Here is a 19616-nt window from a genome sequence, read left to right on the forward strand (position 1 = left end):
GCTCCTCCAGGGGGCGTCAGACGTTGCGCCGGTACTGGCCTCCCGCCTCGAACAGCGCCTCGGTGATCTGCCCCAGCGAGCACACCCGGGCCGCCTCCATCAGCACCTCGAAGGCGTTGCCCTCGGACATGGCCGTCTCCCGCAGCCGGGCCAGCGCGGCGGGCGCCTCGTCGCGGTGGCGCTCGTGGAAGGCGTGCAGCCGGTCCAGCTGGGAGCGCTTCTCCTCCTCGGTCCCCCTGGCCAGTTCCAGGTGCCGCGACCCCTGCTGGTCGTCGCCGTCCGGGGCGCGGAAGGTGTTCACGCCGACGATGGGCAGCGAACCGTCGTGCTTGCGGGTCTCGTACAGCATGGACTCGTCCTGGATGCGGCCGCGCTGGTAGCCGGTCTCCATCGCGCCCAGCACGCCGCCCCGGTCCGACAGCCGCTCGAACTCGCGCAGCACCGCCTCCTCGACCAGGTCGGTGAGCTCGTCGATGATGAACGAGCCCTGCAGCGGGTTCTCGTTGCGGGCCAGGCCCCACTCGCGGTTGATGATGAGCTGGATCGCCATGGCCCGGCGCACCGAGTCGGCGGACGGGGTGGTGACCGCCTCGTCGAAGGCGTTGGTGTGCAGGCTGTTGCAGTTGTCGTAAATGGCGATCAGGGCCTGCAACGTGGTGCGGATGTCGTTGAAGTTCATCTCCTGGGCGTGCAGCGAGCGGCCCGAGGTCTGGACGTGGTACTTGAGCTTCTGCGACCGCTCGGCCGCGCCGTACCTCTCCCGCATGGTGACGGCCCAGATGCGGCGGGCGACCCGGCCGAGCACGCTGTACTCGGGGTCCATGCCGTTGGAGAAGAAGAACGACAGGTTGGGCGCGAAGTCGTCGACGTTCATGCCGCGCGCCAGGTACGCCTCCACGTAGGTCAGGCCGTTGGCCAGGGTGAAGGCGAGCTGGCTGATGGGGTTGGCGCCTGCTTCGGCGATGTGGTAGCCGGAGATCGACACGGAGTAGAAGTTGCGCACGCTGTTGTGAATGAACCACTCCTGGATGTCGGCCATCATCCTGAGCGAGAACTCGGTGGAGAAGATGCAGGTGTTCTGGCCTTGGTCCTCCTTGAGGATGTCCGCCTGCACGGTGCCCCTGACGGTGGCGAGCGTCCTGGCCCGCAGGTCACGGGCCTCTTCTTCGTACGGGGCCCGCCCGTGCTCGGCCTGGAAGCGGTCCATCGCCTGGTCGATGGCGGCGTTGAGGAAGAAGGCGAGGATCGTGGGGGCCGGGCCGTTGATCGTCATGGACACCGACGTACTGGGCGCGGCCAGGTCGAAGCCGTCGTAGAGCGCCTTCATGTCGTCGAGCGTCGCGATCGACACCCCCGAAGTGCCGACTTTTCCGTAAATATCGGGGCGCAGGTCGGGGTCGTTCCCGTACAGCGTCACCGAGTCGAAGGCGGTGGACAGCCGGGTCGCGGGCTGCCCCTCCGACAGCAGCTTGAAGCGCCTGTTGGTGCGGAACGGATCGCCCTCGCCGGCGAACATCCTGGTCGGGTCCTCGTCGTCCCGCTTGAACGGGAACACCCCGGCGGTGAACGGGAACCTGCCCGGCAGGTTCTCCGCCCGCAGGAACCTGAGCAGCTCCCCGTGGTCGGTGTAGCGGGGCAGGGCCACCCGGGGGATGCGGTTGCCGGAGAGCGTCTCGCGCCACAGCGGCGTGTGGATCTCCCGATCGCGCACCTTCACGACCAGCTCGTCGGCGGTGTACTGCTCCTTCGTCGCGGGCCAGGAGTCCAGCAGGGCCCTGCTCTCCTCGCTCAGCTCCCGCTCGGCCCGCTCGCTCAGCCGGGCCAGCCGGGCGTCCGCCGCGCCGTCACCGACGCCGGCGCTGTCACCGGCACTAGCGCTGGCACGAGCGCTGGCACCGGCACTGTCACTCGCCAGCAGTGCGCGCACGTCGGTGAGCTGCTGGCGGCGGCGGGCGATCTCCGCCTGAGCCCGCGTCTCGGCGTGGTAGCCGCGCACCGTCTCGGCGATCTCCGCCAGATAGCGCACCCGCGCCGGCGGCACGATCGCGGCCGACGCCTGAGAGGTACGCCCAGCCACCGCCGCCAGCAATCCCGGCCCGGCCGGCATGCCCTTGTCCACCAGCAAGTCCTTGAGGTGGTGGTAGAGCGCGGTGACGCCGCCGTCGTTGTAGCGGGCCGCGATCGTGCCGAAGACCGGCATCTCCTCCGGCGGGACGCCGAACGCCTCGCGGTTGCGCACGAGCTGGCGGCGCACGTCACGCAGGGCGTCCTCGGCGCCACGCCGCTCGTACTTGTTGATCACGACCGCCTCGGCGAAGTCCAGCATGTCGATCTTCTCCAGCTGGGAGGCCGCGCCGAACTCGGGCGTCATCACGTAGATGGGCACGTCCACGTGCGGCACGATGCCGGCGTCGCCCTGCCCGATGCCGGGCGTCTCCACCACGACCAGGTCGTGCCCAGCGGCGCGGCAGGCGGTGATGACGTCGTCCAGGCAGGCGGGCACCTCGCTGGCGGCGCCCCGGGTGGCCAGGGAGCGGAAGTAGGTCTGGGGACTCAGGCTGTTCATCCTGATCCGGTCGCCCAGCAGCGCGCCGCCGCCGCGCCTGCGGGTGGGGTCGATCGCGATGATGGCGATGCGCAGCTTGTCGTCGTTGTCCACGCGCAGCCGGCGCACCAGCTCGTCGGTGAGCGAGGACTTGCCGGAGCCGCCGGTGCCCGTGATGCCCAGCACCGGCGCGGACCGGCCTGCCGCCCGCAGCCCGTCGACCAGCTCGGCGGGGGCCCGCCCCGACTCAAGGAGGGTGATCGCGCGGGCCAGGGCCGTCTGGTCGCCCGAGACCACCGCCTCCACCGTGGGCGCGCCCGCCGGCTCGACGTCGCACTCCTCGATCAGCTTGTTGATCATCCCGGGCAGGCCGAGACGCTGGCCGTCCTCGGGCGAGAAGATCCGGGTCACGCCCCGGGAGTGCAGGAGGTCGATCTCCTCGCGCACGATGACGCCGCCTCCGCCGCCGTACACCTTGACATGGCCGGCGCCGCGCTCGCGCAGCAGATCCACCAGGTAGGAGAAGAACTCCACATGCCCGCCCTGGTAGGAGCTGATCGCCACGCCTTGGACGTCCTCCTGGATGGCGGCGGTGACGATGTCGTCCACCGACCGGTTGTGCCCGAGGTGGATCACCTCGGCGCCCTGGGTCTGCAGGATCCGCCGCATGATGTTGATCGCCGCGTCGTGGCCGTCGAACAGCGCTGCCGCCGTGACGAAACGGACCGGGTGGACGGGAACGTGCACGCCTGATCACTCCTTTGTGGGCTTACAACCGAAGATACTAGGACGTCCTACTATTTCCCAGGGCCTCTGGATGGGTAGTAGTGCCCTCGGAGGTGAGGCCATGCGTGCGATCACGCTGATTCCCGGCAAGCAGGGCACGCTCGGGGTGACAGAGGTTCCGGAGCCGGAGCCGAAGGCGGGCCAGTTGCTCGTCCAGGGTCTGGCCCTGGGCATCTGCGGGACCGACAGGGAGCTGAACTCGGGGGAGTACGGCTGGCCGCGAGCAGAGCCCATGATCCTCGGCCACGAGTCACTCGGGCGGGTGCTGCGGGCGCCGGAGGGCTCCGCCTACTCCCCCGGCGACCTCGTGGTGGGCGTGGTCCGCCGGCCCGACCCCGAGCCGTGCCCCGCGTGCGCCAGGGGCGAGTTCGACATGTGCCGCAACGGCGGGTACACCGAGCGCGGCATCAAGGAGCTGGACGGCTACGGCAGCGAACGGTGGGTCGTGGAGGCCGGGTACGCGGTCAAGATCGATCCCGCCCTGGGCGAGCTCGGCGTCCTCGTCGAGCCCGCCTCCGTGGTGGCCAAGGCCTGGGAGCACATCGAGGCCATCGGCGCGCGCGCCTGGTTCGGGCCGCAGAACGTGCTCGTCACCGGGGCAGGGCCGATCGGGCTACTGGCCGCCCTGCTCGCCAAGCAGCGCGGACTCGATGTGCACGTCCTCGACCGCGCCACCGACGGGGTCAAACCCGCCCTGGTGGCCGACCTGGGCGGCACCTACCACGCGGGGGACGGCATCGAGTCCGTCGGCTTCAAACCGGACATCATCGTCGAGGCCACCGGGGCGGCGCAGCTCGTCGTGGAGGCCATGCTGAACAACGCGGCCGCCGGCATCGTCTGCCTCACCGGCGTCTCCAGCGGCGGACGGCTCATCCGGATGGACGCGGGCCAGATCAACCGGGACATCGTCCTGGAGAACGACGTGGTCTTCGGCAGCGTCAACGCCAACCTGCGCCACTACCGCGCCGCCGCCGCCGCGCTGACGAAGGCGGACCACGACTGGCTGTCCAGGCTCATCACCCGCCGCCTGCCGCTCGACCAGGCCCCAGCGGCCTTCGAACCCGGCGACCACGTCAAGGTGGTCATCAACCTGGAATCCTGACCACGCGGACCGCTCATTCCCTCGGTTCGTACGGTCTGCGTCTCGTGGGGGTACGGGCCGCCGGGGGACGGGTCTTGGTGGCCACCGGGCCGGGACGCGGCTCGGTAACCGTGGGGGTGGTCCTCGACGCGCCGGTCTCGGGGCGGGCGGCGCGGGTCCTGATGCGCGGGATCTCCGGTGGGAGCGGCTCAGCGGCCCTGCGCGACGGCGGGGTGGACGACGACGGCGTGGACGATGGCGCGTTCCAGGGCCAACGGAAGCGGCGGTGGTGACCACGGCGACGACCCGCCAGCCGGAGCGAGACCAGGACGGTGGTGGCCACCATGAGCACCAGCAGGGCCAGCGGCGACCCCAGGACGTCGAGGGGTGAGCCCTCCCGCGCGTCGGAGCGCTCGCCTGACGGGAACGGCTGGTCGGTGGCACGGATCTCGTCCGGGGAGGCGTTGGCCTTGACCACGCGCGGCAGGCCGTACCCGACGACCTTGTCCGTCTCGCGGACCTTGCGCTTGAGCCAGACGCGGTCCACGTTGGCCTCGATGGTGTGGATCTTCTTGCCCTCGACCCGCTCCACGATCCCCACGTGGTCGACGCCCTTGTAGCTCTTGCCGCCCTTCCAGTCGAAGAAGACCAGCGCTCCGGGCTCCGGCCGCTGCGTCCAGGCGTCCTTCTTGATGAACCAGACCGCGTGCGAGGGGGTCCAGGCGAACTGGCCGACGTAGTCGCTGACGCCGGCCTTGTCGGCGGCCCAGGCGATGAACATGTCACACCAGGGCGCGTCCCGATACTGCGGGTCCTGGAGGCGGTCCGCGTACCAGTGGCCGAACTTGGTATGTTCGCCCTTCTTCTCCCGGTAGCCGAGTTCCTTGCGGACCGTTTTCAATAACTCTTCAGCGATCGGGTCCAGCTTGACTCCCCCCAGAATGTGGCAGATCACGATGGACTGTAATAGCGGCATCGCAAACGTGCGCGGGACACTCGGAAAGTGTCAAGCTATGAGCCGAAATATCGGTCTTGTGGCTGTTGATACTGGTGAGGCGGGTGGTTAACTCAGCAGCCGGCGCCCACTCGGAAGATGTTCGTGTCGCCCGCGCCCGGCGTGACCACGTCGGCGACGATCACCGTCACGTTGTCCGGCGAGCCGCCCTCGTTGGCCAGGTCGATGAGCCTCTGGACGGCCAGGGCCGGGTCTGCCACCGTGGTCAGCACCTCGTGCAGGACCTCGGGCCCGAGCACGGTGGTGAGCCCGTCGGAGCAGAGGAGGTAGCGATCATCCGGCTCGGCCTCGCGCAGCGCCATGTCAGGCTCCGCCCTGCCCTCGCTGCCCAGCACCCGCAGCACCATCGAGCGGCGCGGGTGCACGGCGGCCTGGTCCTCGGTGATGCGGCCTTCGTCCACCATCGACTGCACGAGTGTGTGATCCTTGGTCATCTGATAGAGCGCACCATCACGAAGCAGATATCCGCGGGAGTCGCCGAGATGAGCAAGGGCGAACCGGTAACCGTCCCAGAGCATGGCGGTCACCGTGGTCCCCATCCCCCTGCGCGCGGGGTCGATCTCCGCCAGCTCGACCAGCCTGCGCGCGGCCTCGTGCACGGCGCCTTCGAGCGCGGTCTCAAGGTCGGTGCCCGTCTCGGGAAGCGTGGCGTCCAGCTCGCGCATCACCGCGATGGCCGCCGAGCTCGCCAGCTCACCGGCCGCATGCCCGCCCATCCCGTCAGCCACCACGAGCAACCGGCCGGACGCGTAGCCAGAATCCTCGTTCTGCTCCCTGCGGCGGCCCACGTCTGATCCGGCGGCATAGCGGATGTTCTGCTTCATACCCCGCAGTAAATCACTGGTTGAAAGACTTCACAAGCAGATGCGCTGAAGACTCGGTTGAACTACTGTGGCCTTCATGAGCCACGACCCGACCCTGAACGCCGGGGACATCGCCCGGCTCGCCGGTGTCGGGCGTGCGGCGGTGAGCAACTGGCGCCGCCGCCACGACGACTTCCCGCCGCCTGTCGGCGGTACCGCCAACCAGCCGCTCTTCTCGCTGCCGCAAGTCGAGGCGTGGCTGAGACGCTATGGGAAGTCCTACCAGGTATCCCTGGCGGATCGGGCCTGGCAGCGCCTGAAAGCCGCAGGCGATTTGCGCCTCGGCGAGGCGGTCGCTCAGGCAGGGGCGCTCCTGACCACCGGCGCGAGCAACCTGGAGCCCGAGCTCGCGGCGCTCGTGTCGGAGCTGGCCGAGCGGCACGGCGCGCTGACCGCGTACGAGTTCCTCGTCGAGCGCTATCTCGAAGCCCACTCCAGGCAGCTCTCCGTCACCCGCGACGACATCGCCGAGCTGATGCTCCGCCTGGTCGGCGCCGAAAGCGGCCCTCCCCCGACCACCGACCGGCCCGCCGACAGCGGCCAGGCGAGCACCCCGGTCACGGACCTCACCGGACAGGCGAGCGCCCCGGTCACAGATCTCGCAGGACAGGCGAGCACCCCGGTCACGGGCCCCGGGGACGAGAACATCACACAAGCAAGCGGCCCGACCCCCGGCCTCAGCGGGGAGGACAGTGTCGGGCAGGCGAGCAGTCCGCCGGGGCGTGCACCGGCGGAGATCGCCCCCGCCAACAGCCCTCCACCGGCCCCCGGCAGCGCCGGCCCACGAGCCCGGGTGATCCTCGACCCCGCCTGCGGGGTGGGGACGCTGCTGCTCGCGGCCGGGTCGGCGCGGGTGCTCGGGCAGGAGCTCAGCGAGGCGTCGGCGGGGATCGCCGCGGCGCGGCTGCGGCTGCGCGGTGTCGAGGCCGCGATCGTGACGGGCGACGCCATGCGGCATGACGGCTTCGCCGGGCAGAAGGCCGACGCCGTGGTCTGTGACCCGCCGTTCAACGAGCGGGCGTGGGGTTACGAGGAGCTGGTCGGCGATCCTCGCTGGGAGTACGGCCTGCCGCCGCGCGGTGAGCCCGAGCTGGCCTGGGTGCAGCACTGCCTGACGCACGTCAGCCCCGGCGGCCTGGTGGCGATCCTGATGCCGCCCGCCGCCGCCAGCCGTAAGGCGGGCCGCCGCATCCGCGCCAACCTGCTGCGGGCCGGGGCGCTGCGGGCGGTGGTGGCGCTGCCGGGCTCCGACCTGTGGCTGCTGCGCCGTCCGGCCGCCGGCGAGCGCCCGCCGTCCGACGTGCTGATCCTGGACGCGGCGGCCGACCAGTCGGCCGTCGAGCCGGCCTGGCGGGCCTACCTGGAGGACGGTTCCGGACAGGCCGTACGGATCATCGACCTGCTGGCCGACGAGGTCGACATGACGCCGGCCCGCCACCAGCGCCGCGACGACCTGGGCCGGGTGTTCACCGAGACCCGCGAGCGCTTCCTGGCCGCCACCGCCGTGCCGCCCGACCTCAAGGTGCTCGACCAGCCGCTCGACCAGCCCGTCACCACGGTCGGCGACTTGATCAAGGAGGGCCTGGTGACGGTGGCGCAGGCGCCGCCCAGGATGGCCGTCGGCGACGGCGACGTCCCCGTGCTCACGGTCGACGACGTGGCCACCGGCACGCCGGCGTCCGGCCGTGTCTCCATGTTCAAGGGCCTGGTCATGGTCCAGCCGGGAGATGTGGTGGCCTCCTACTCCAGCGTGCGGGTGATGACCGACGGCGGTTACGCGCTCGGCCCGCATCTGACGCTCTACCGGGTCGACGCGCGCAGGCTCGACCCGGACTTCCTCGCGGGGTTCCTGCGGGCCGCGGGCAGCCGCGCGTCCACCGGCTCCAGCAGGTTCGACGTACGCCGTACCCGCCTGCCGAGGCTCTCGCTCAAGGAGCAGCGCGCGTACGGCGAGGCGTTCAGGCGGCTGGCGGTGCTGGAGGACGCGCTGCGGGAGACGTCGGCGCTGGGCCAGACACTGATCCGGCTGGGGCTCGACGGGCTGACCGACGGCCACCTGCACCCGCAGTCCTGACGGTGTAGTTTTTCCGGAAGACGGCGGGAGGGGGGTTATGGTCATCGGGGACCGCTATGCGCTCGACGCCCTTCCCCTCGGACAGGGCGGCATGGGCGCGGTGTACGCCGGCCATGACCGTCATCTGGACCGCAGGGTCGCGGTCAAGCTGCTCCGGCTGCCCAGCGGCCCTGACCAGGAGCTGGAGCGCAGGTTCATCCGCGAGGCGCGCATCCTGGCCAGGCTGGAGCATCCGGGCGCACCCGTACTGTATGACTTCGGCACCCACGATCAGCGGCTCTACCAGGTGATGCAGTTCATCGAGGGCGTCACGGTGGCCGACGTGGTGAGCGAGCACGGGCCGCTGCCGGTGTCCTGGGCCGCCGCCATCGCGGCGCAGGCGTGCGCGGTGCTGTCGGCCGCGCACGCGCTGTCGATCTGCCACCGCGACCTCAAGCCGACCAACCTCATGCTCTGCCCCGACGGCAGCGTCAAGGTGCTGGACTTCGGCCTGGCCATGCTGCGCGACGCCGACGTGACGACGTTCACCAGGATCGGGCAGATCCTGGGGACGCCCGCCTACATGGCGCCCGAGCAGATCCAGCACGGCGTCGCCGAGCCCCGCAGCGATCTGTACGCGCTCGGTTGCGTGCTGCACGAGATGCTGACCGGGCGGCAGCTGTTCACCGGGCCCACGGACTACGTGGTGTTCGAGAGGCAGGTGAAGCAGCGCCCGCCCGCCATCCCGGGGCTTCCACGCGAGCTGGACACGCTGCTGGCACAGTTGCTGGAGAAGAAGCCGGACGACCGGCCGTCGGACGCCAACGAGCTCTACCGGCGGCTGGAGCCCCTCGCGGTGTCGCTGCCGATGCTGCCGGGATTCCTCACCCAGGCGCCGAGCCCGGGACGCATGTACGCCCGCATGGTCGGGCGGGTTCTCAGCTCGTAGAGCGGATGCCGTGGGAGCGTTCCCGCACCAGGCCATGCCCCGAACCAGCTGAGAGATCGCTCTCTCGATAACAGCGATCGTTATCGCACAATCGTTGACAGGCCCAGGTTATGCCCGCGAATCTGGCGAGAGAGCGCTCTCTCACTCACCCCCTGAGCACGAATTGCAGGAGAGTTCCATGACCTCTCGTTTCCGGCGCCTCGCCGTACCACTGATCACCGCGTCGGCCCTCGCGCTCGCGACCGCCGCCTGCGGCGGCAGCGACACCGCGTCGGGCCCCGAGGCCGCGCCCACGGAGAAGATCCAGCTGAAGGTCGGGCTCTTCGGCGACCTCGGCTTCAAGCCGCTGTACGAGGAGTTCAAGAAGACCCACCCCAACGTGGAGATCGTCGAGAACATCACGCAGTTCAACGATCACCACAACAACCTCGTCAAGCGGCTGGCCACCAACGCGGGCGCGGGCGACATCGAGGCGGTCGAGGTCGGCTACATCAGCACCTTCACCGCCCAGCCACAGAAGTTCCACGACCTCAAGCAGTACGGCCTCGACAAGCGGCAGAGCGACTACCTCGACTGGAAGTGGCAGCAGGGCCTGAGCAAGGACGGCGGGCAGGTGCTCGGGCTCGGCACCGACGTCGGCGGACTGGCCATGTGCTATCGCAAGGACCTGTTCAAGAAGGCCGGGCTGCCCGAGGACCGCGAGAAGGTCGCCGCGCTCTGGCCGACGTGGGAGGACTACATCGCCACGGGCAAGAAGTTCGCCGCGGCGGACGTGGCCGGCGCCAAGTTCGTGGACTCCCCCGGTGAGATCTTCCGCGCGATCGTGAACCAGGCCCCGACCGGCCTGTACGACCCGCAGGACAACCTCGTCGTGGACTCCAACCCGGAGGTCAAGAAGGCCTGGGACCTGTCCAACCAGATCACCGCCGAGGGGCTGACCGCCAAGCTCGCCGCCTTCACGCCGCCGTGGAACACCGGCTTCGCCAAGGGGTCGTTCGCCACGATCATCTGCCCGGCCTGGATGACCGGCTTCATCCAGGAGCAGGCCAAGGACGCGACCGGCAAGTGGGACATCGCCACCGTCCCCGGCGGATCGGGCAACAGCGGCGGCTCCCACCTGATGGTGCCCAAGCAGAGCAAGCACCCGAAGGAGGCCGCCGAGCTGATCGACTTCCTCACCACCAAGGACGCCCAGGCCCAGATCTTCAAGGAGGAGGGCATCTTCCCGTCGATCCCGGCGCTCTACGACGACCCGTCGATCCAGAGCTTCACCAAGCCGTTCTTCGGTGACACCCCCATCGGGAAGATCTACTCCGAGGCCGCCAAGGCGCTCAAGCCGCAGCACCTCGGCCCGAAGGAGGCCGACGTCCGCACGGCCATCGGCAACGGCCTGGGCCGGGTCGAGCAGGGCAAGCAGACCCCGGACGAGGCGTGGGCGCAGGTGCTCGAGGACGTCAAGAAGATCAAATGAGCACCCTTCCCCTCGCGGTCACCCGACCACGTAGGCGGAGCATGCGGCACACCCTCGACACGAGGGTGTCGCCGTACGCCTACGTCGCCCCCTTCTTCCTGCTGTTCGGCGCGTTCGGCCTCTTCCCGCTCTTCTACACGGCCTGGGTCAGCCTGCACGAGTGGACGCTGCTGGACGAGGAGCAGACGTTCATCGGCCTGAAGAACTACGAGACGCTGCTCGCCGACGGCTACTTCTGGAACGCCACGTTCAACACCCTGTCGATCGGCGTGCTGTCGACCGTGCCGCAGCTGGTGCTGTCCATCTGGCTCGCGCACCTGCTCAACCGGCGGCTGCGCTTCCAGACGCTGTTCCGGATCTCGTTGCTGCTGCCGAACGTCACCAGCGTGGTGGCCGTGGTGGTGATCTTCAGCCAGCTGTTCGGCCGGGACTTCGGCCTGATCAACTGGATGCTGTCGCTGGTCGGCGTCGGCCAGATCGACTGGGCGGCGGGCACCGCGACCTCGCACATCGCGCTCTCGGTGATGATCATGTGGCGGTGGACCGGCTACAACGCGCTCATCTTCCTGGCCGCGATGCAGGCCGTACCACGCGAACTGTACGAGGCCGCGACCCTCGACGGGGCGAGCGGCGCCACCCAGCTGCGCAGGATCACCATCCCGATGATCCGGCCGACGATCATCTTCGTGGTGATCGTCTCCACCATCGGCGCCATGCAGGTCATCGCCGAGCCCATGCTGTTCGGCACGAGCAGCGGCGGCGGTGGCGGCCTCGTCAGCGGCGGGCCGGACCGGCAGTTCCAGACGCTGGCGCTGTACGTCTACGAGCAGGCCTTCACCGTGTTCGACTTCGGCTACGCCTCCGCCGCGTCGTGGGTGATGTTCCTCATCGTGGTGCTGGTCGCCGGCGTGAACTTCCTGCTGAGCAGGCGAGTGAAGGGCGGACTCCTGTGAGACTGCGCTATCTGACGCTGACCGCGGTGGCCTTCTTCTCGGCCTTCCCGCTCTACTACAGCGTCGTCGTGGCCTCCCGGCACAACTCGGCGCTGGCCGAGGTGCCGCCGCCGCTGCTGCCCGGCGGCAACTTCTTCGCCAACGTGGCCCGTGTCTTCGACACCGTGCCCTTCGGGCTCGCGCTGCTGAACTCGATCATCGTGGCGGGGTCGATCTCGCTGGCGGTGATGTTCTTCTCGACGCTGGCCGGGTTCGCCTTCGCCAAGCTCCGCTTCCGGGGCAAGAACGCGATGCTCGTCATCACGGTCGCGACCATGATGGTGCCCGCCCAGCTCGGCATCATCCCGCTCTACATGCTCATGATCAAGCTGGAGTGGACCGGCACCAACTACGCGCTGGTCGTGCCGGCGCTGGTCAACGCCTTCGGCGTGTTCTTCATGACGCAGTATCTGTCCAGGGCGCTGCCGAACGAGCTGCTGGAGGCGGGGCGGGTCGACGGGTGCACGACCTGGGGGCTCTTCTGGCACGTCGTGCTGCCCGCCGCGCGACCGGCGGCGGCCGTGCTCGGCATGCTGACCTTCATGTCAGCCTGGAACGACTACTTCTGGCCGCTCGTCGTGCTCACCCCGGACAATCCGACGGTCCAGGTGGCGCTGTCGACACTCGCCAGCGGGTACGTCAACGACTACGTGCTGGGGCTGGCCGGGACCGCGATCGGCACACTGCCGCTCGTCCTCGTCTTCGCCCTGTTCGGCAAGCAAATCATCGGCGGAATCATGCAAGGAGCGGTCAAGGGATGATTTTCCCGGAAAACTTCGTCTGGGGTGCCGCAACGGCTTCCTATCAGATCGAGGGGGCGGTCAAGGAGGACGGGCGAGGCCAGTCGATCTGGGACACCTTCTCCCATACCCCCGGCAAGGTAGCCGACGGCGACACAGGGGACGTCGCCTGCGACCACTACCACCGCTACCAGGACGACGTCGGGCTCATGCGCGAGCTGCGGCTGGCGGCCTACAGGTTCTCCGTGGCCTGGCCGCGGATCCAGCCGGACGGGAGCGGCCCCGCCAACCCGGCCGGGCTCGCGTTCTACGACCGGCTCGTGGACGAACTCCTCGAAGCCGGCATCGCGCCGTACGTCACCCTCTACCACTGGGACCTTCCCCAGGCCCTCGAAGAGCGCGGCGGCTGGGTGGACCGCGACACCGCCTACCGCTTCGCCGACTACGCCGCACTCGTCCACGAGCGGCTGGGCGACCGGGTCCGCGACTGGGCGACGCTGAACGAGCCGTGGGTCGCGGCCTTCCTCGGCTATGGCAACGGCGTGCACGCTCCCGGCCGTAAGAACCCCGCCCACGCCATGCGCTCGGCCCACCACCTGCTGCTGGGCCACGGCCTGGCCGCGTCCCGGCTGCGGGAGCTGGGCGCGCAGAGCATCATGCTGGTCGTCAACTCCGCCCCGGTGCTGACCCCGGCCCAGGTCAACGACCCGCAGGCGGTCGCGAGCGAGGCCGACGCGGCGGCCGTCGACCGCATTCACGCGCTGCTGACCAGGCAGTTCCTCGACCCGGCCCTCTACGGCCGGTATCCCGAGGAGGTGCTGGCCGCCGCGGCGCGCAACGGCGGCACCGGGCACATCCAGGACGGCGACCTCAAGATCATCAATGCGCCGATCGACCTGGTCGGGATCAACTACTACAACCCGTGCGTGGTGCAGGCCGGTCCCGGCCGGCCCGCCGACGCGGCCTGGCCGGGCTCGGAGGACGTCGAGTTCGCCGCGGCGGACGCGCCGACGACCGCGATGGGCTGGCCGATCGTCCCCGACGGCCTGTCCAGGCTGCTGGTACGGCTCTCGCAGGACTACCCGCAGGTGGGCCTCATGGTCACGGAGAACGGCGCGGCCTTCGACGACGTCGTGGAGGACGGCCGGGTGCACGACGCAGACCGCGTGTCCTTCCTCCAGGGGCACCTGCGCGAGGTGGGCAGGGCCATCGAGCAGGGCGCCGACCTGCGGGGATACCTCGTCTGGTCGCTGCTGGACAACTTCGAGTGGGCGGAGGGCTACCGGCGCAGGTTCGGCATCGTGCACGTGGACTACGCGACCCAGACCAGGGTGCTCAAGGACAGCGCGCTGTGGTACCGCGACGTGATCGCCGCCAACCACCTGTAGATTCCTTCCGTGCTCTCCTGTTTGATGCAGTCATGAGACGTCCGACCCTGGAGGCGGTCGCCGCCCGAGCGGGCGTCTCACGGGCCACCGCCTCGCGCGTCGTCAACGGCCAGACGACCGTGGCGCCGCAGATCCGCGACGCGGTGCAGCGCGCGATCGACGAGCTGGGCTACGTGCCCAACTCGGCGGCGCGCAGCCTCGTCACACAGCGGACCGACTCGATCGCCCTGGTCGTCTCCGAGCCTCCGACCAGGGTCTTCTCCGAAGATCCGCTGTTCTCCACGGTGATCCGCTCGGCCAGCTACGAGCTGGAGGCGGTCAACAAGCAGGTCGTGTTGATGCTCGCGTCCTCGGCCGAGAGCCACGCCCGGGTGGAGCGCTACATCGCGGGCGGGCACGTCGACGGCGTCATGCTCATCTCCATGCACGGCGCCGACCCGCTGCCGTCCGCGCTGTCCCGCCTGCAGGTGCCGGTCGTCTCCTACGGCCGGCCCGCCGTCCCCGTCGAGATCCCGTACGTCGACAACGACAACGTGGGCGGGGCGGAGACGGCGGTGCGCCACCTCGTGGAGCTCGGCCGCCGCCGGATCGCCACGATCGCCGGGCCGCAGGACATGATCGGCGGCCAGGACCGGCTCACCGGCTACCGCAACGTGCTGCGCGACTCCGACCGCCGCTCGATCGTCGCGGTGGGCGACTTCACCCGCGAGTCCGGCGCGGTGGCCATGCGCCAACTCCTGCGTGACGACCCCGCCCTGGACGCCGTCTTCGTGGCCAACGACCTGATGGCGGTCGGCGCCCTGCAGTCGCTGCGCCAGGCGGGCCGCCGGGTGCCTGACGATGTCGCGGTGGTGGGCTTCGACGACATCGAGGCCGCCCGCTACACCGAGCCGCCGCTGACGACGATGCGCCACCCGATCGCCGAGCAGACGGCGGCCATGGTCGGCCTGCTCCTGCGCCTGTTCGGCGAAGGCCCCGCCGTCCCCGTGATCCTCCCCACGGAGTTGATCGTCCGTGAGTCGGCCTGACCCCGCTGACGTTCGGCCATCGACAGGAAGCTCTTGCTCAGCCCGGCCTGCCCGCCGAGTTCCAGAAGCGTCATGCCCCCAGCGCCTCAGGATCCTCAGCCTGGCACCGATGGTCGTGTCGCCTCTCGATGTGTCTTGCTACTTCAAGTAGTAAACTGACCGCATGAGCATGCCTGAGCGAGAGTTCGCGCCAGGGGACGGACCCGCTGCCAAAGTGAGCGTCTCCTTGCGTAGCGGGAATATCAGGGCGGTCAAGGAACGCGTCGGAGCGCGCGGTTTCTCCGCCTACGTCGACTCCGCGATCGAGCGTCAGATCGAGCGAGATCTCCTGGAGGAAGCACTCCAAGCGAATGAGGCCGCCGCCGGACCGATCCCTCAGGAGTTTCGCGATGAGGCGGCAGAGCTGTTCCGCACCGTGAAGTCCGCGCCTGAGCTCCAGGAAGGGGACGGATGGCCCGCGCACAGAGCAGAATGAGCGCCGGCACTGTGGTCCTGGACTGCGAAGGCCTCGTCAAGTGGTGCGAGGCCGACCATCGCGTGACCGCCATCATCCGCGAAGCGCAGGACAACGATTTCCGCCTCATCGTCAGCGCGATGACGCCGATCGAGGCTCAGGACATCCGTGTGAGGGCTGATCGGCTCAGGTGGCACCTGCCCCGGCTGAAGATCGAGCCGGTGACCGAAGACATCAGCCGACGGGCGATCGACCTGCTCCATGAGACCCGCCTGCACGGTCACAAGTACGCCATCGACGCGGTGGTGGCGGCCACCGCTCTGCGAGCCGTCCGACCGGTGATCGTTCTCACCTCGGACGAGGACGACATGAGCAGGCTTTGCGGGAAGACGGTCAAGGTGATCGGGCTTTGACGTCTTGACTCATTCCGAAGTCGAGGAAGGCGACGTTCCCGGACGGATCCCCCGGACCACCTCCACTGGAACGTGACCAAGGAGTGGCATCGTTGGGTCGCCGCGACTTCCGCTCCGACAGGGGGATGGACAGTGTCTGCCACCAAAATCTCCTCCCGGCACAGCGAGCGTGAAACCCGCCTCGGTCAACTTCGGCTTGACCCCGCAGAACCCGCTCATCGACTGCGAGCCCACCAACTCGGCCACGCTGAAGACGTATCCGCTCACCATCGGCGGCACTGGCAGCACAACACCCACCGCGGACGAGGACGAAACGGACGAGGAGCCGACGCCCCAGGAGTCGGAGGACGAGCCGACGACCAGGTCATCGCAGACTCCTGAGGAGGGGGTCGCCACCGGGGCCGGCGGTGAGGCCGGACCCGACGGGCGGATGCAAATTTGGCTAACTCGAAGGAGCTCTATGCCCATCACCCGGTCCGGCCTGTGGGCCACCTTCTCCAGTGCCCGCGCCCAGCTGGAGACCGTCCTGGTCCCCGGCACCGGACACGTGCTCAACGTGGGCGGAGCGGCCCGATGAGCCGGGAGCCGATCGACAGCCCCACCGGGTGGGTGGCCAGGCATGTCAAGAGCTACGCCGAGTCCGGCGGCACTCGCGGCCACCTCTTCCACGGCGCGCCCACCCTGCTGATCACCACGATCGGCCGCCGCTCAGGGCTCCCCCGCCGCACCGCCCTCATCTACGGCCGCGACGGCGACCGTTACCTCGTGGTCGCCTCCAACGGCGGCGCCGCCGACCATCCGCTCTGGTTCCACAACCTGCTCGCTCAGCCACAGGTCAAGGTGCAGGTCGGGGCGGAGGTCTTCGACGCGGTGGCCCGCCCGGCGGCCGGCGACGAGCTGCTCCGCCTCTGGGACACGATGACCGGGATATGGCCGCGCTACATCGGCTACCAGCGGGCGACGTCGAGGCAGATCCCGATCGTGATCATCGAGCGGGCAGGAATGCCGGACCTCGGCTGAGTCACGGGGTGGCGAGAGCGATGAGGGCGTTGGCGAGCAGGTGTGCCTGGTGCTCGCAAGCCACCTCGTCACGGGTCTCGGCGAGTTCCAGGACGAGGCCGTCCATGCGGTGGATGAGGAAGCGGGCCAGGTCGGGTACGGGGACGGCGGGGTGGAGGTCGTCGGCCCGGGCGGCGGCGGTGAAGGCGTCCTCGATGAGATCACCGCCGAAGGAGGCGTTCACCGCGGCCCAGACGTCGCCGTCCGGCGCCACGGTCTGCCGGTTGCGGATCACCCACAGGGTCAGCTCCAGGAGCGCCAGGTGCAGGCCGGGGGCGTCGCGGATCCACTGCCAGTAGGCGACGACGACGGCCCGGACGGTCGCCTCGAATCCGGAGCCGGGTGACAGACGGGCGAAGGCGGCATGCATGGTGGAGCGGGCCCGAGCCAGGATGAGAAGGGTCAGCTCGTCCTTGTCACGGAAGCAGTAGTGGATGGTCGCCCGCGGGGTGCCGGCCCGTTCGGCGATGCGGCGAGTGGTCGCGCGGGCGAGTCCCTCCTCCGCGATCACCTCGATGGCGGCGTCGATGATGGCGCGCCGCCGCTCGTCGACCGGCAAGTACGTCATGGCGCCGGGTCAGTCTTCGATGAAGGAGCGCAGCAGGGCGAAGAATCGCTCGCCCTCGGTGTCGGGAATGAAATGGCCGGAGCGTTCGAACGCCTCCAGGCGTGCCCCGGGCAGGCCATCCACGATCTCCCGCGCCGTGGAAAGCGGCGTAATGGGGTCGCGGGTACCGGCCATGACGAGGGCCGGGCACTGGATGGCGGCCAGGAGCGCGGTCAGGTCGAACCGGGCGGTGGACATGAAGCTCATGGTGAGCCCGGGATTCGGGATGATACGGGCCATGGCCTGTATGTCGGATTCACTCGGAAAGTTCGGGTCAGGGCTGTAGGCGGGGGCGCAGAGCTGCCCGAAAGCGGCGAACGTCTCCGGGGTCCCTTCGGTGAGGAACGCCTTGGCGGCCGTGGCGGCCTCCTCCCCGGCCTCGACGCGGAAACCTTCGACGATCCGGTCCAGGTCCCAGCGGGCGACGGTGCTCTGCAGGATCAGCTTGGCCGGGTGGTCAGGGTGGCGAGAGGCGTAGTTCATGGCCACGGCACCGCCCCAGGACCAGCCCAGGACGATCGGCTTGACGATGCCGAGCGTGTCGCACAGGGCGCGCACGTCGTCGCCCCACTGGTCGAGGTTCCAGGTGGCCGGGTCGGAGTCCTGGCTGCGGCCATTGCCGCGCTGGTCGACGTAGACGATCTGGACCAGATCGGCGAGCTGACCGTAGGCGGGCTTGAAGATCGAGTGATCGTGCCCGGGGCCGCCGTGCAGCAGCAGGAGGGTCGGCTTGTCCCGCATCGTGTAGCCATCGGGCTCCAGGGCGGCGCCTTCGACGTCCACGTACAGGGATGTGCCGTTCACCTGAACACGCATGGGGATCCTCCAGTAAATCGGGCGCTTGGCCAACTTTCTTGATCAGTTTGGCCGCGCACGGCGGAGGACTCCATGAAGCCGGCCCCCGCACGGTGGTAGGGGCAGCCCTACCACCGCGCAAACCCGATTGCGTCACGACGGCCCGACCGAGGTATCCCCAGCACCCCCTGCCCTGTTCACCCCAGTTACGGGCATGTGCGGGCTTTTGCGTACGCGAGAATGCCGGATGTGATTGTGAACAAGGCGATCTACTGCGATGGAGTGCGCCAGGCCATCGACGGCGACATCAGTGACGCGTTCACCGACGCCCGTCACCGGGGCGACTGCTTTCTGTGGATCGGCCTGCACGAGCCGACACAGGAGGAGTTCGACCTGATCACCAGCGAGGTGAGCCTCCATCCCCTGGCGGTGGAGGACGCCATCCATGCCCACCAGCGGCCCAAGCTGGAGCGTTACGGCGACACCCTGTTCATCGTGCTCAAGCCGCTGCTGTACGTGGAGGAGACCTCCGACATCGAGGTCGGCGAGATCAACCTGTTCCTGGGTCGTGACTTCGTCATCAGCGTCCGCCACGGCCAGGCCAACCCGCTGGGCGGGGTGCGCCGCCGCATCGAGTCCGAGGCCGACCTCATGGCCGCCGGCCCGGCGGGGGTGCTGTACGCGATCTGCGACGAGGTCGTCGACACCTACTCGCGCCTCTCCCACGAGATCGAGGGCGACCTCATCGGCCTGGAGCATCGCGTCTTCAGCGGCGAACACGACGACGTCACCGCTGACATCTACTCGCTCAAACGGGAGGTGCTGGAGTTCCGCACCGCCCAGGATCCGTTGATCCCGGTGCTGGAGGAGATCGTCAAAGGGCGGGTCGAGCTGTGCACGGCCAACCGGGAGCAGTTCCGCGACGTCCTGGACCACCTGCTGCGCGTGGACGCCCGGATCGATGAGTACAACGAACTGCTCACCAGCGTCCTGAACGCCCACCTCGCCCTGGTGGGCCGCGAGCAAAGCGCGGCGGCCATGCAGCAGAACGCCGACATGCGCAAGATCTCCTCGTGGGCCGCCCTCGTCGCCGTACCCACCATGATCGCCGGAATCTACGGGATGAACTTCGACTACATGCCCGAACTGCACTGGCTGCTCGGCTACCCCTTCAGCCTGGGCGTCATGGTCGTGGCCGCGCTCATCGTCCACCGGCTGCTGCGCAAGAGCGGATGGCTGTGAGAACCCCCGGCTTCTTCCGTCACCGGCCTTCCGCGGGCAAGCTCCTGCTCGCCGCGGTCATCGCCTGGATCGCCCTGTTGACGCTCATCATCCTGCTCGACCCGCACGGCTCCGGCCCTGTCCCGTAAGCGGCCG

19 protein-coding genes are annotated in these 19616 nt (G+C 69.2%); 14 read left to right on the forward strand and 5 right to left on the reverse strand.

Features of this window, described 5'->3' with window-relative positions; genetic code table 11:
- Positions 1 to 16 precede the first annotated feature (16 nt).
- Positions 17 to 3292, reverse strand: a complete 3276-nt coding sequence (gene icmF / locus ACIBQX_RS30365) for a fused isobutyryl-CoA mutase/GTPase IcmF (protein ID WP_397010422.1) — start codon at positions 3290 to 3292, stop codon at positions 17 to 19.
- A gap of 100 nt (positions 3293 to 3392) precedes the next feature.
- On the opposite strand from icmF, the gene ACIBQX_RS30370 reads away from it, so the two are divergent.
- Positions 3393 to 4433 carry a glucose 1-dehydrogenase gene (locus tag ACIBQX_RS30370; protein ID WP_397010424.1) on the forward strand — a complete coding sequence of 347 codons (1041 nt, stop codon included), beginning with the start codon at positions 3393 to 3395 and terminating at the stop codon, positions 4431 to 4433.
- Positions 4434 to 4446: 13 nt separating this feature from the next.
- Here ACIBQX_RS30370 and ACIBQX_RS30375 read toward each other — a convergent pair whose 3' ends face one another.
- The gene (locus ACIBQX_RS30375; RefSeq protein ID WP_397010426.1) at positions 4447 to 5367 is read right to left on the reverse strand and encodes a CHAP domain-containing protein; all 921 of its coding nucleotides are present in this window, start codon (positions 5365 to 5367) and stop codon (positions 4447 to 4449) included.
- Positions 5368 to 5480: 113 nt separating this feature from the next.
- Positions 5481 to 6251 carry a PP2C family protein-serine/threonine phosphatase gene (locus ACIBQX_RS30380; RefSeq protein WP_397010428.1) on the reverse strand — a complete coding sequence of 257 codons (771 nt, stop codon included), beginning with the start codon at positions 6249 to 6251 and terminating at the stop codon, positions 5481 to 5483.
- Between the two features lie 76 nt (positions 6252 to 6327).
- Between ACIBQX_RS30380 and ACIBQX_RS30385 the strand changes: the two genes are divergently transcribed.
- From ACIBQX_RS30385 to ACIBQX_RS30435, 11 genes are all read left to right on the forward strand, one after another.
- A complete protein-coding gene (locus tag ACIBQX_RS30385; protein ID WP_397010430.1) occupies positions 6328 to 8364 on the forward strand; it encodes an N-6 DNA methylase in 2037 nt (678 codons plus the stop codon).
- Between the two features lie 37 nt (positions 8365 to 8401).
- Positions 8402 to 9292, forward strand: a complete 891-nt coding sequence (locus tag ACIBQX_RS30390) for a serine/threonine-protein kinase (RefSeq protein WP_397010432.1) — start codon at positions 8402 to 8404, stop codon at positions 9290 to 9292.
- Positions 9293 to 9470: 178 nt separating this feature from the next.
- Complete coding sequence (locus ACIBQX_RS30395; protein WP_397010434.1) at positions 9471 to 10763, forward strand: extracellular solute-binding protein; 1293 nt, start codon at positions 9471 to 9473, stop codon at positions 10761 to 10763.
- Positions 10760 to 11716, forward strand: a complete 957-nt coding sequence (locus ACIBQX_RS30400) for a sugar ABC transporter permease (RefSeq protein ID WP_327109352.1) — start codon at positions 10760 to 10762, stop codon at positions 11714 to 11716. The genes ACIBQX_RS30395 and ACIBQX_RS30400 overlap by 4 nt, the downstream gene beginning before the upstream one ends.
- Complete coding sequence (locus ACIBQX_RS30405) at positions 11713 to 12516, forward strand: carbohydrate ABC transporter permease (RefSeq protein ID WP_397010436.1); 804 nt, start codon at positions 11713 to 11715, stop codon at positions 12514 to 12516. The genes ACIBQX_RS30400 and ACIBQX_RS30405 overlap by 4 nt, the downstream gene beginning before the upstream one ends.
- Positions 12513 to 13883, forward strand: a complete 1371-nt coding sequence (locus tag ACIBQX_RS30410; protein WP_397010438.1) for a GH1 family beta-glucosidase — start codon at positions 12513 to 12515, stop codon at positions 13881 to 13883. Before ACIBQX_RS30405 ends, ACIBQX_RS30410 begins: the two co-directional genes overlap by 4 nt.
- 32 nt (positions 13884 to 13915) lie before the next feature.
- The gene (locus tag ACIBQX_RS30415; RefSeq protein ID WP_397010440.1) at positions 13916 to 14911 is read left to right on the forward strand and encodes a LacI family DNA-binding transcriptional regulator; all 996 of its coding nucleotides are present in this window, start codon (positions 13916 to 13918) and stop codon (positions 14909 to 14911) included.
- 163 nt (positions 14912 to 15074) lie between these two features.
- Positions 15075 to 15386, forward strand: a complete 312-nt coding sequence (locus ACIBQX_RS30420) for a hypothetical protein (protein WP_397010442.1) — start codon at positions 15075 to 15077, stop codon at positions 15384 to 15386.
- The gene (locus ACIBQX_RS30425; protein ID WP_397010444.1) at positions 15362 to 15778 is read left to right on the forward strand and encodes a PIN domain-containing protein; all 417 of its coding nucleotides are present in this window, start codon (positions 15362 to 15364) and stop codon (positions 15776 to 15778) included. The genes ACIBQX_RS30420 and ACIBQX_RS30425 overlap by 25 nt, the downstream gene beginning before the upstream one ends.
- A gap of 169 nt (positions 15779 to 15947) precedes the next feature.
- The gene (locus ACIBQX_RS30430; RefSeq protein ID WP_397010446.1) at positions 15948 to 16355 is read left to right on the forward strand and encodes a hypothetical protein; all 408 of its coding nucleotides are present in this window, start codon (positions 15948 to 15950) and stop codon (positions 16353 to 16355) included.
- Complete coding sequence (locus tag ACIBQX_RS30435; RefSeq protein ID WP_397010448.1) at positions 16352 to 16798, forward strand: nitroreductase family deazaflavin-dependent oxidoreductase; 447 nt, start codon at positions 16352 to 16354, stop codon at positions 16796 to 16798. Before ACIBQX_RS30430 ends, ACIBQX_RS30435 begins: the two co-directional genes overlap by 4 nt.
- A gap of 1 nt (position 16799) precedes the next feature.
- On the opposite strand, the gene ACIBQX_RS30440 is transcribed toward ACIBQX_RS30435, so the two are convergent.
- The gene (locus ACIBQX_RS30440; RefSeq protein WP_397010450.1) at positions 16800 to 17405 is read right to left on the reverse strand and encodes a TetR/AcrR family transcriptional regulator; all 606 of its coding nucleotides are present in this window, start codon (positions 17403 to 17405) and stop codon (positions 16800 to 16802) included.
- A gap of 9 nt (positions 17406 to 17414) precedes the next feature.
- Positions 17415 to 18260, reverse strand: a complete 846-nt coding sequence (locus ACIBQX_RS30445) for an alpha/beta fold hydrolase (RefSeq protein WP_397010452.1) — start codon at positions 18258 to 18260, stop codon at positions 17415 to 17417.
- A gap of 219 nt (positions 18261 to 18479) precedes the next feature.
- Here ACIBQX_RS30445 and ACIBQX_RS30450 point away from each other — a divergent pair, with 219 nt between their 5' ends.
- Positions 18480 to 19481, forward strand: a complete 1002-nt coding sequence (locus tag ACIBQX_RS30450) for a magnesium and cobalt transport protein CorA (protein ID WP_397010454.1) — start codon at positions 18480 to 18482, stop codon at positions 19479 to 19481.
- Positions 19472 to 19609 carry a hypothetical protein gene (locus ACIBQX_RS30455; RefSeq protein ID WP_397010456.1) on the forward strand — a complete coding sequence of 46 codons (138 nt, stop codon included), beginning with the start codon at positions 19472 to 19474 and terminating at the stop codon, positions 19607 to 19609. The genes ACIBQX_RS30450 and ACIBQX_RS30455 overlap by 10 nt, the downstream gene beginning before the upstream one ends.
- Positions 19610 to 19616 lie beyond the last annotated feature (7 nt).

Origin of the sequence: Nonomuraea sp. NPDC049714 (genome assembly GCF_044465295.1) — a bacterium.
Lineage (GTDB): Bacteria > Actinomycetota > Actinomycetes > Streptosporangiales > Streptosporangiaceae > Nonomuraea.

Excerpts from the sequence above, each read along its gene's own strand:
- ACIBQX_RS30370 (WP_397010424.1), top strand. The coding sequence starts at position 3,393 with ATGCGTGCGATCACGCTGATTCCCGGCAAGCAGGGCACGCTCGGGGTG.
- ACIBQX_RS30380 (WP_397010428.1), bottom strand. The coding sequence starts at position 6,251 with ATGAAGCAGAACATCCGCTATGCCGCCGGATCAGACGTGGGCCGCCGC.
- ACIBQX_RS30385 (WP_397010430.1), top strand. The coding sequence starts at position 6,328 with ATGAGCCACGACCCGACCCTGAACGCCGGGGACATCGCCCGGCTCGCC.
- ACIBQX_RS30390 (WP_397010432.1), top strand. The coding sequence starts at position 8,402 with ATGGTCATCGGGGACCGCTATGCGCTCGACGCCCTTCCCCTCGGACAG.
- ACIBQX_RS30395 (WP_397010434.1), top strand. The coding sequence starts at position 9,471 with ATGACCTCTCGTTTCCGGCGCCTCGCCGTACCACTGATCACCGCGTCG.
- ACIBQX_RS30400 (WP_327109352.1), top strand. The coding sequence starts at position 10,760 with ATGAGCACCCTTCCCCTCGCGGTCACCCGACCACGTAGGCGGAGCATG.
- ACIBQX_RS30410 (WP_397010438.1), top strand. The coding sequence starts at position 12,513 with ATGATTTTCCCGGAAAACTTCGTCTGGGGTGCCGCAACGGCTTCCTAT.
- ACIBQX_RS30415 (WP_397010440.1), top strand. The coding sequence starts at position 13,916 with ATGAGACGTCCGACCCTGGAGGCGGTCGCCGCCCGAGCGGGCGTCTCA.
- ACIBQX_RS30420 (WP_397010442.1), top strand. The coding sequence starts at position 15,075 with ATGAGCATGCCTGAGCGAGAGTTCGCGCCAGGGGACGGACCCGCTGCC.
- ACIBQX_RS30425 (WP_397010444.1), top strand. The coding sequence starts at position 15,362 with ATGGCCCGCGCACAGAGCAGAATGAGCGCCGGCACTGTGGTCCTGGAC.
- ACIBQX_RS30435 (WP_397010448.1), top strand. The coding sequence starts at position 16,352 with ATGAGCCGGGAGCCGATCGACAGCCCCACCGGGTGGGTGGCCAGGCAT.
- ACIBQX_RS30440 (WP_397010450.1), bottom strand. The coding sequence starts at position 17,405 with ATGACGTACTTGCCGGTCGACGAGCGGCGGCGCGCCATCATCGACGCC.
- ACIBQX_RS30445 (WP_397010452.1), bottom strand. The coding sequence starts at position 18,260 with ATGCGTGTTCAGGTGAACGGCACATCCCTGTACGTGGACGTCGAAGGC.
- ACIBQX_RS30450 (WP_397010454.1), top strand. The coding sequence starts at position 18,480 with ATGCCGGATGTGATTGTGAACAAGGCGATCTACTGCGATGGAGTGCGC.
- ACIBQX_RS30455 (WP_397010456.1), top strand. The coding sequence starts at position 19,472 with ATGGCTGTGAGAACCCCCGGCTTCTTCCGTCACCGGCCTTCCGCGGGC.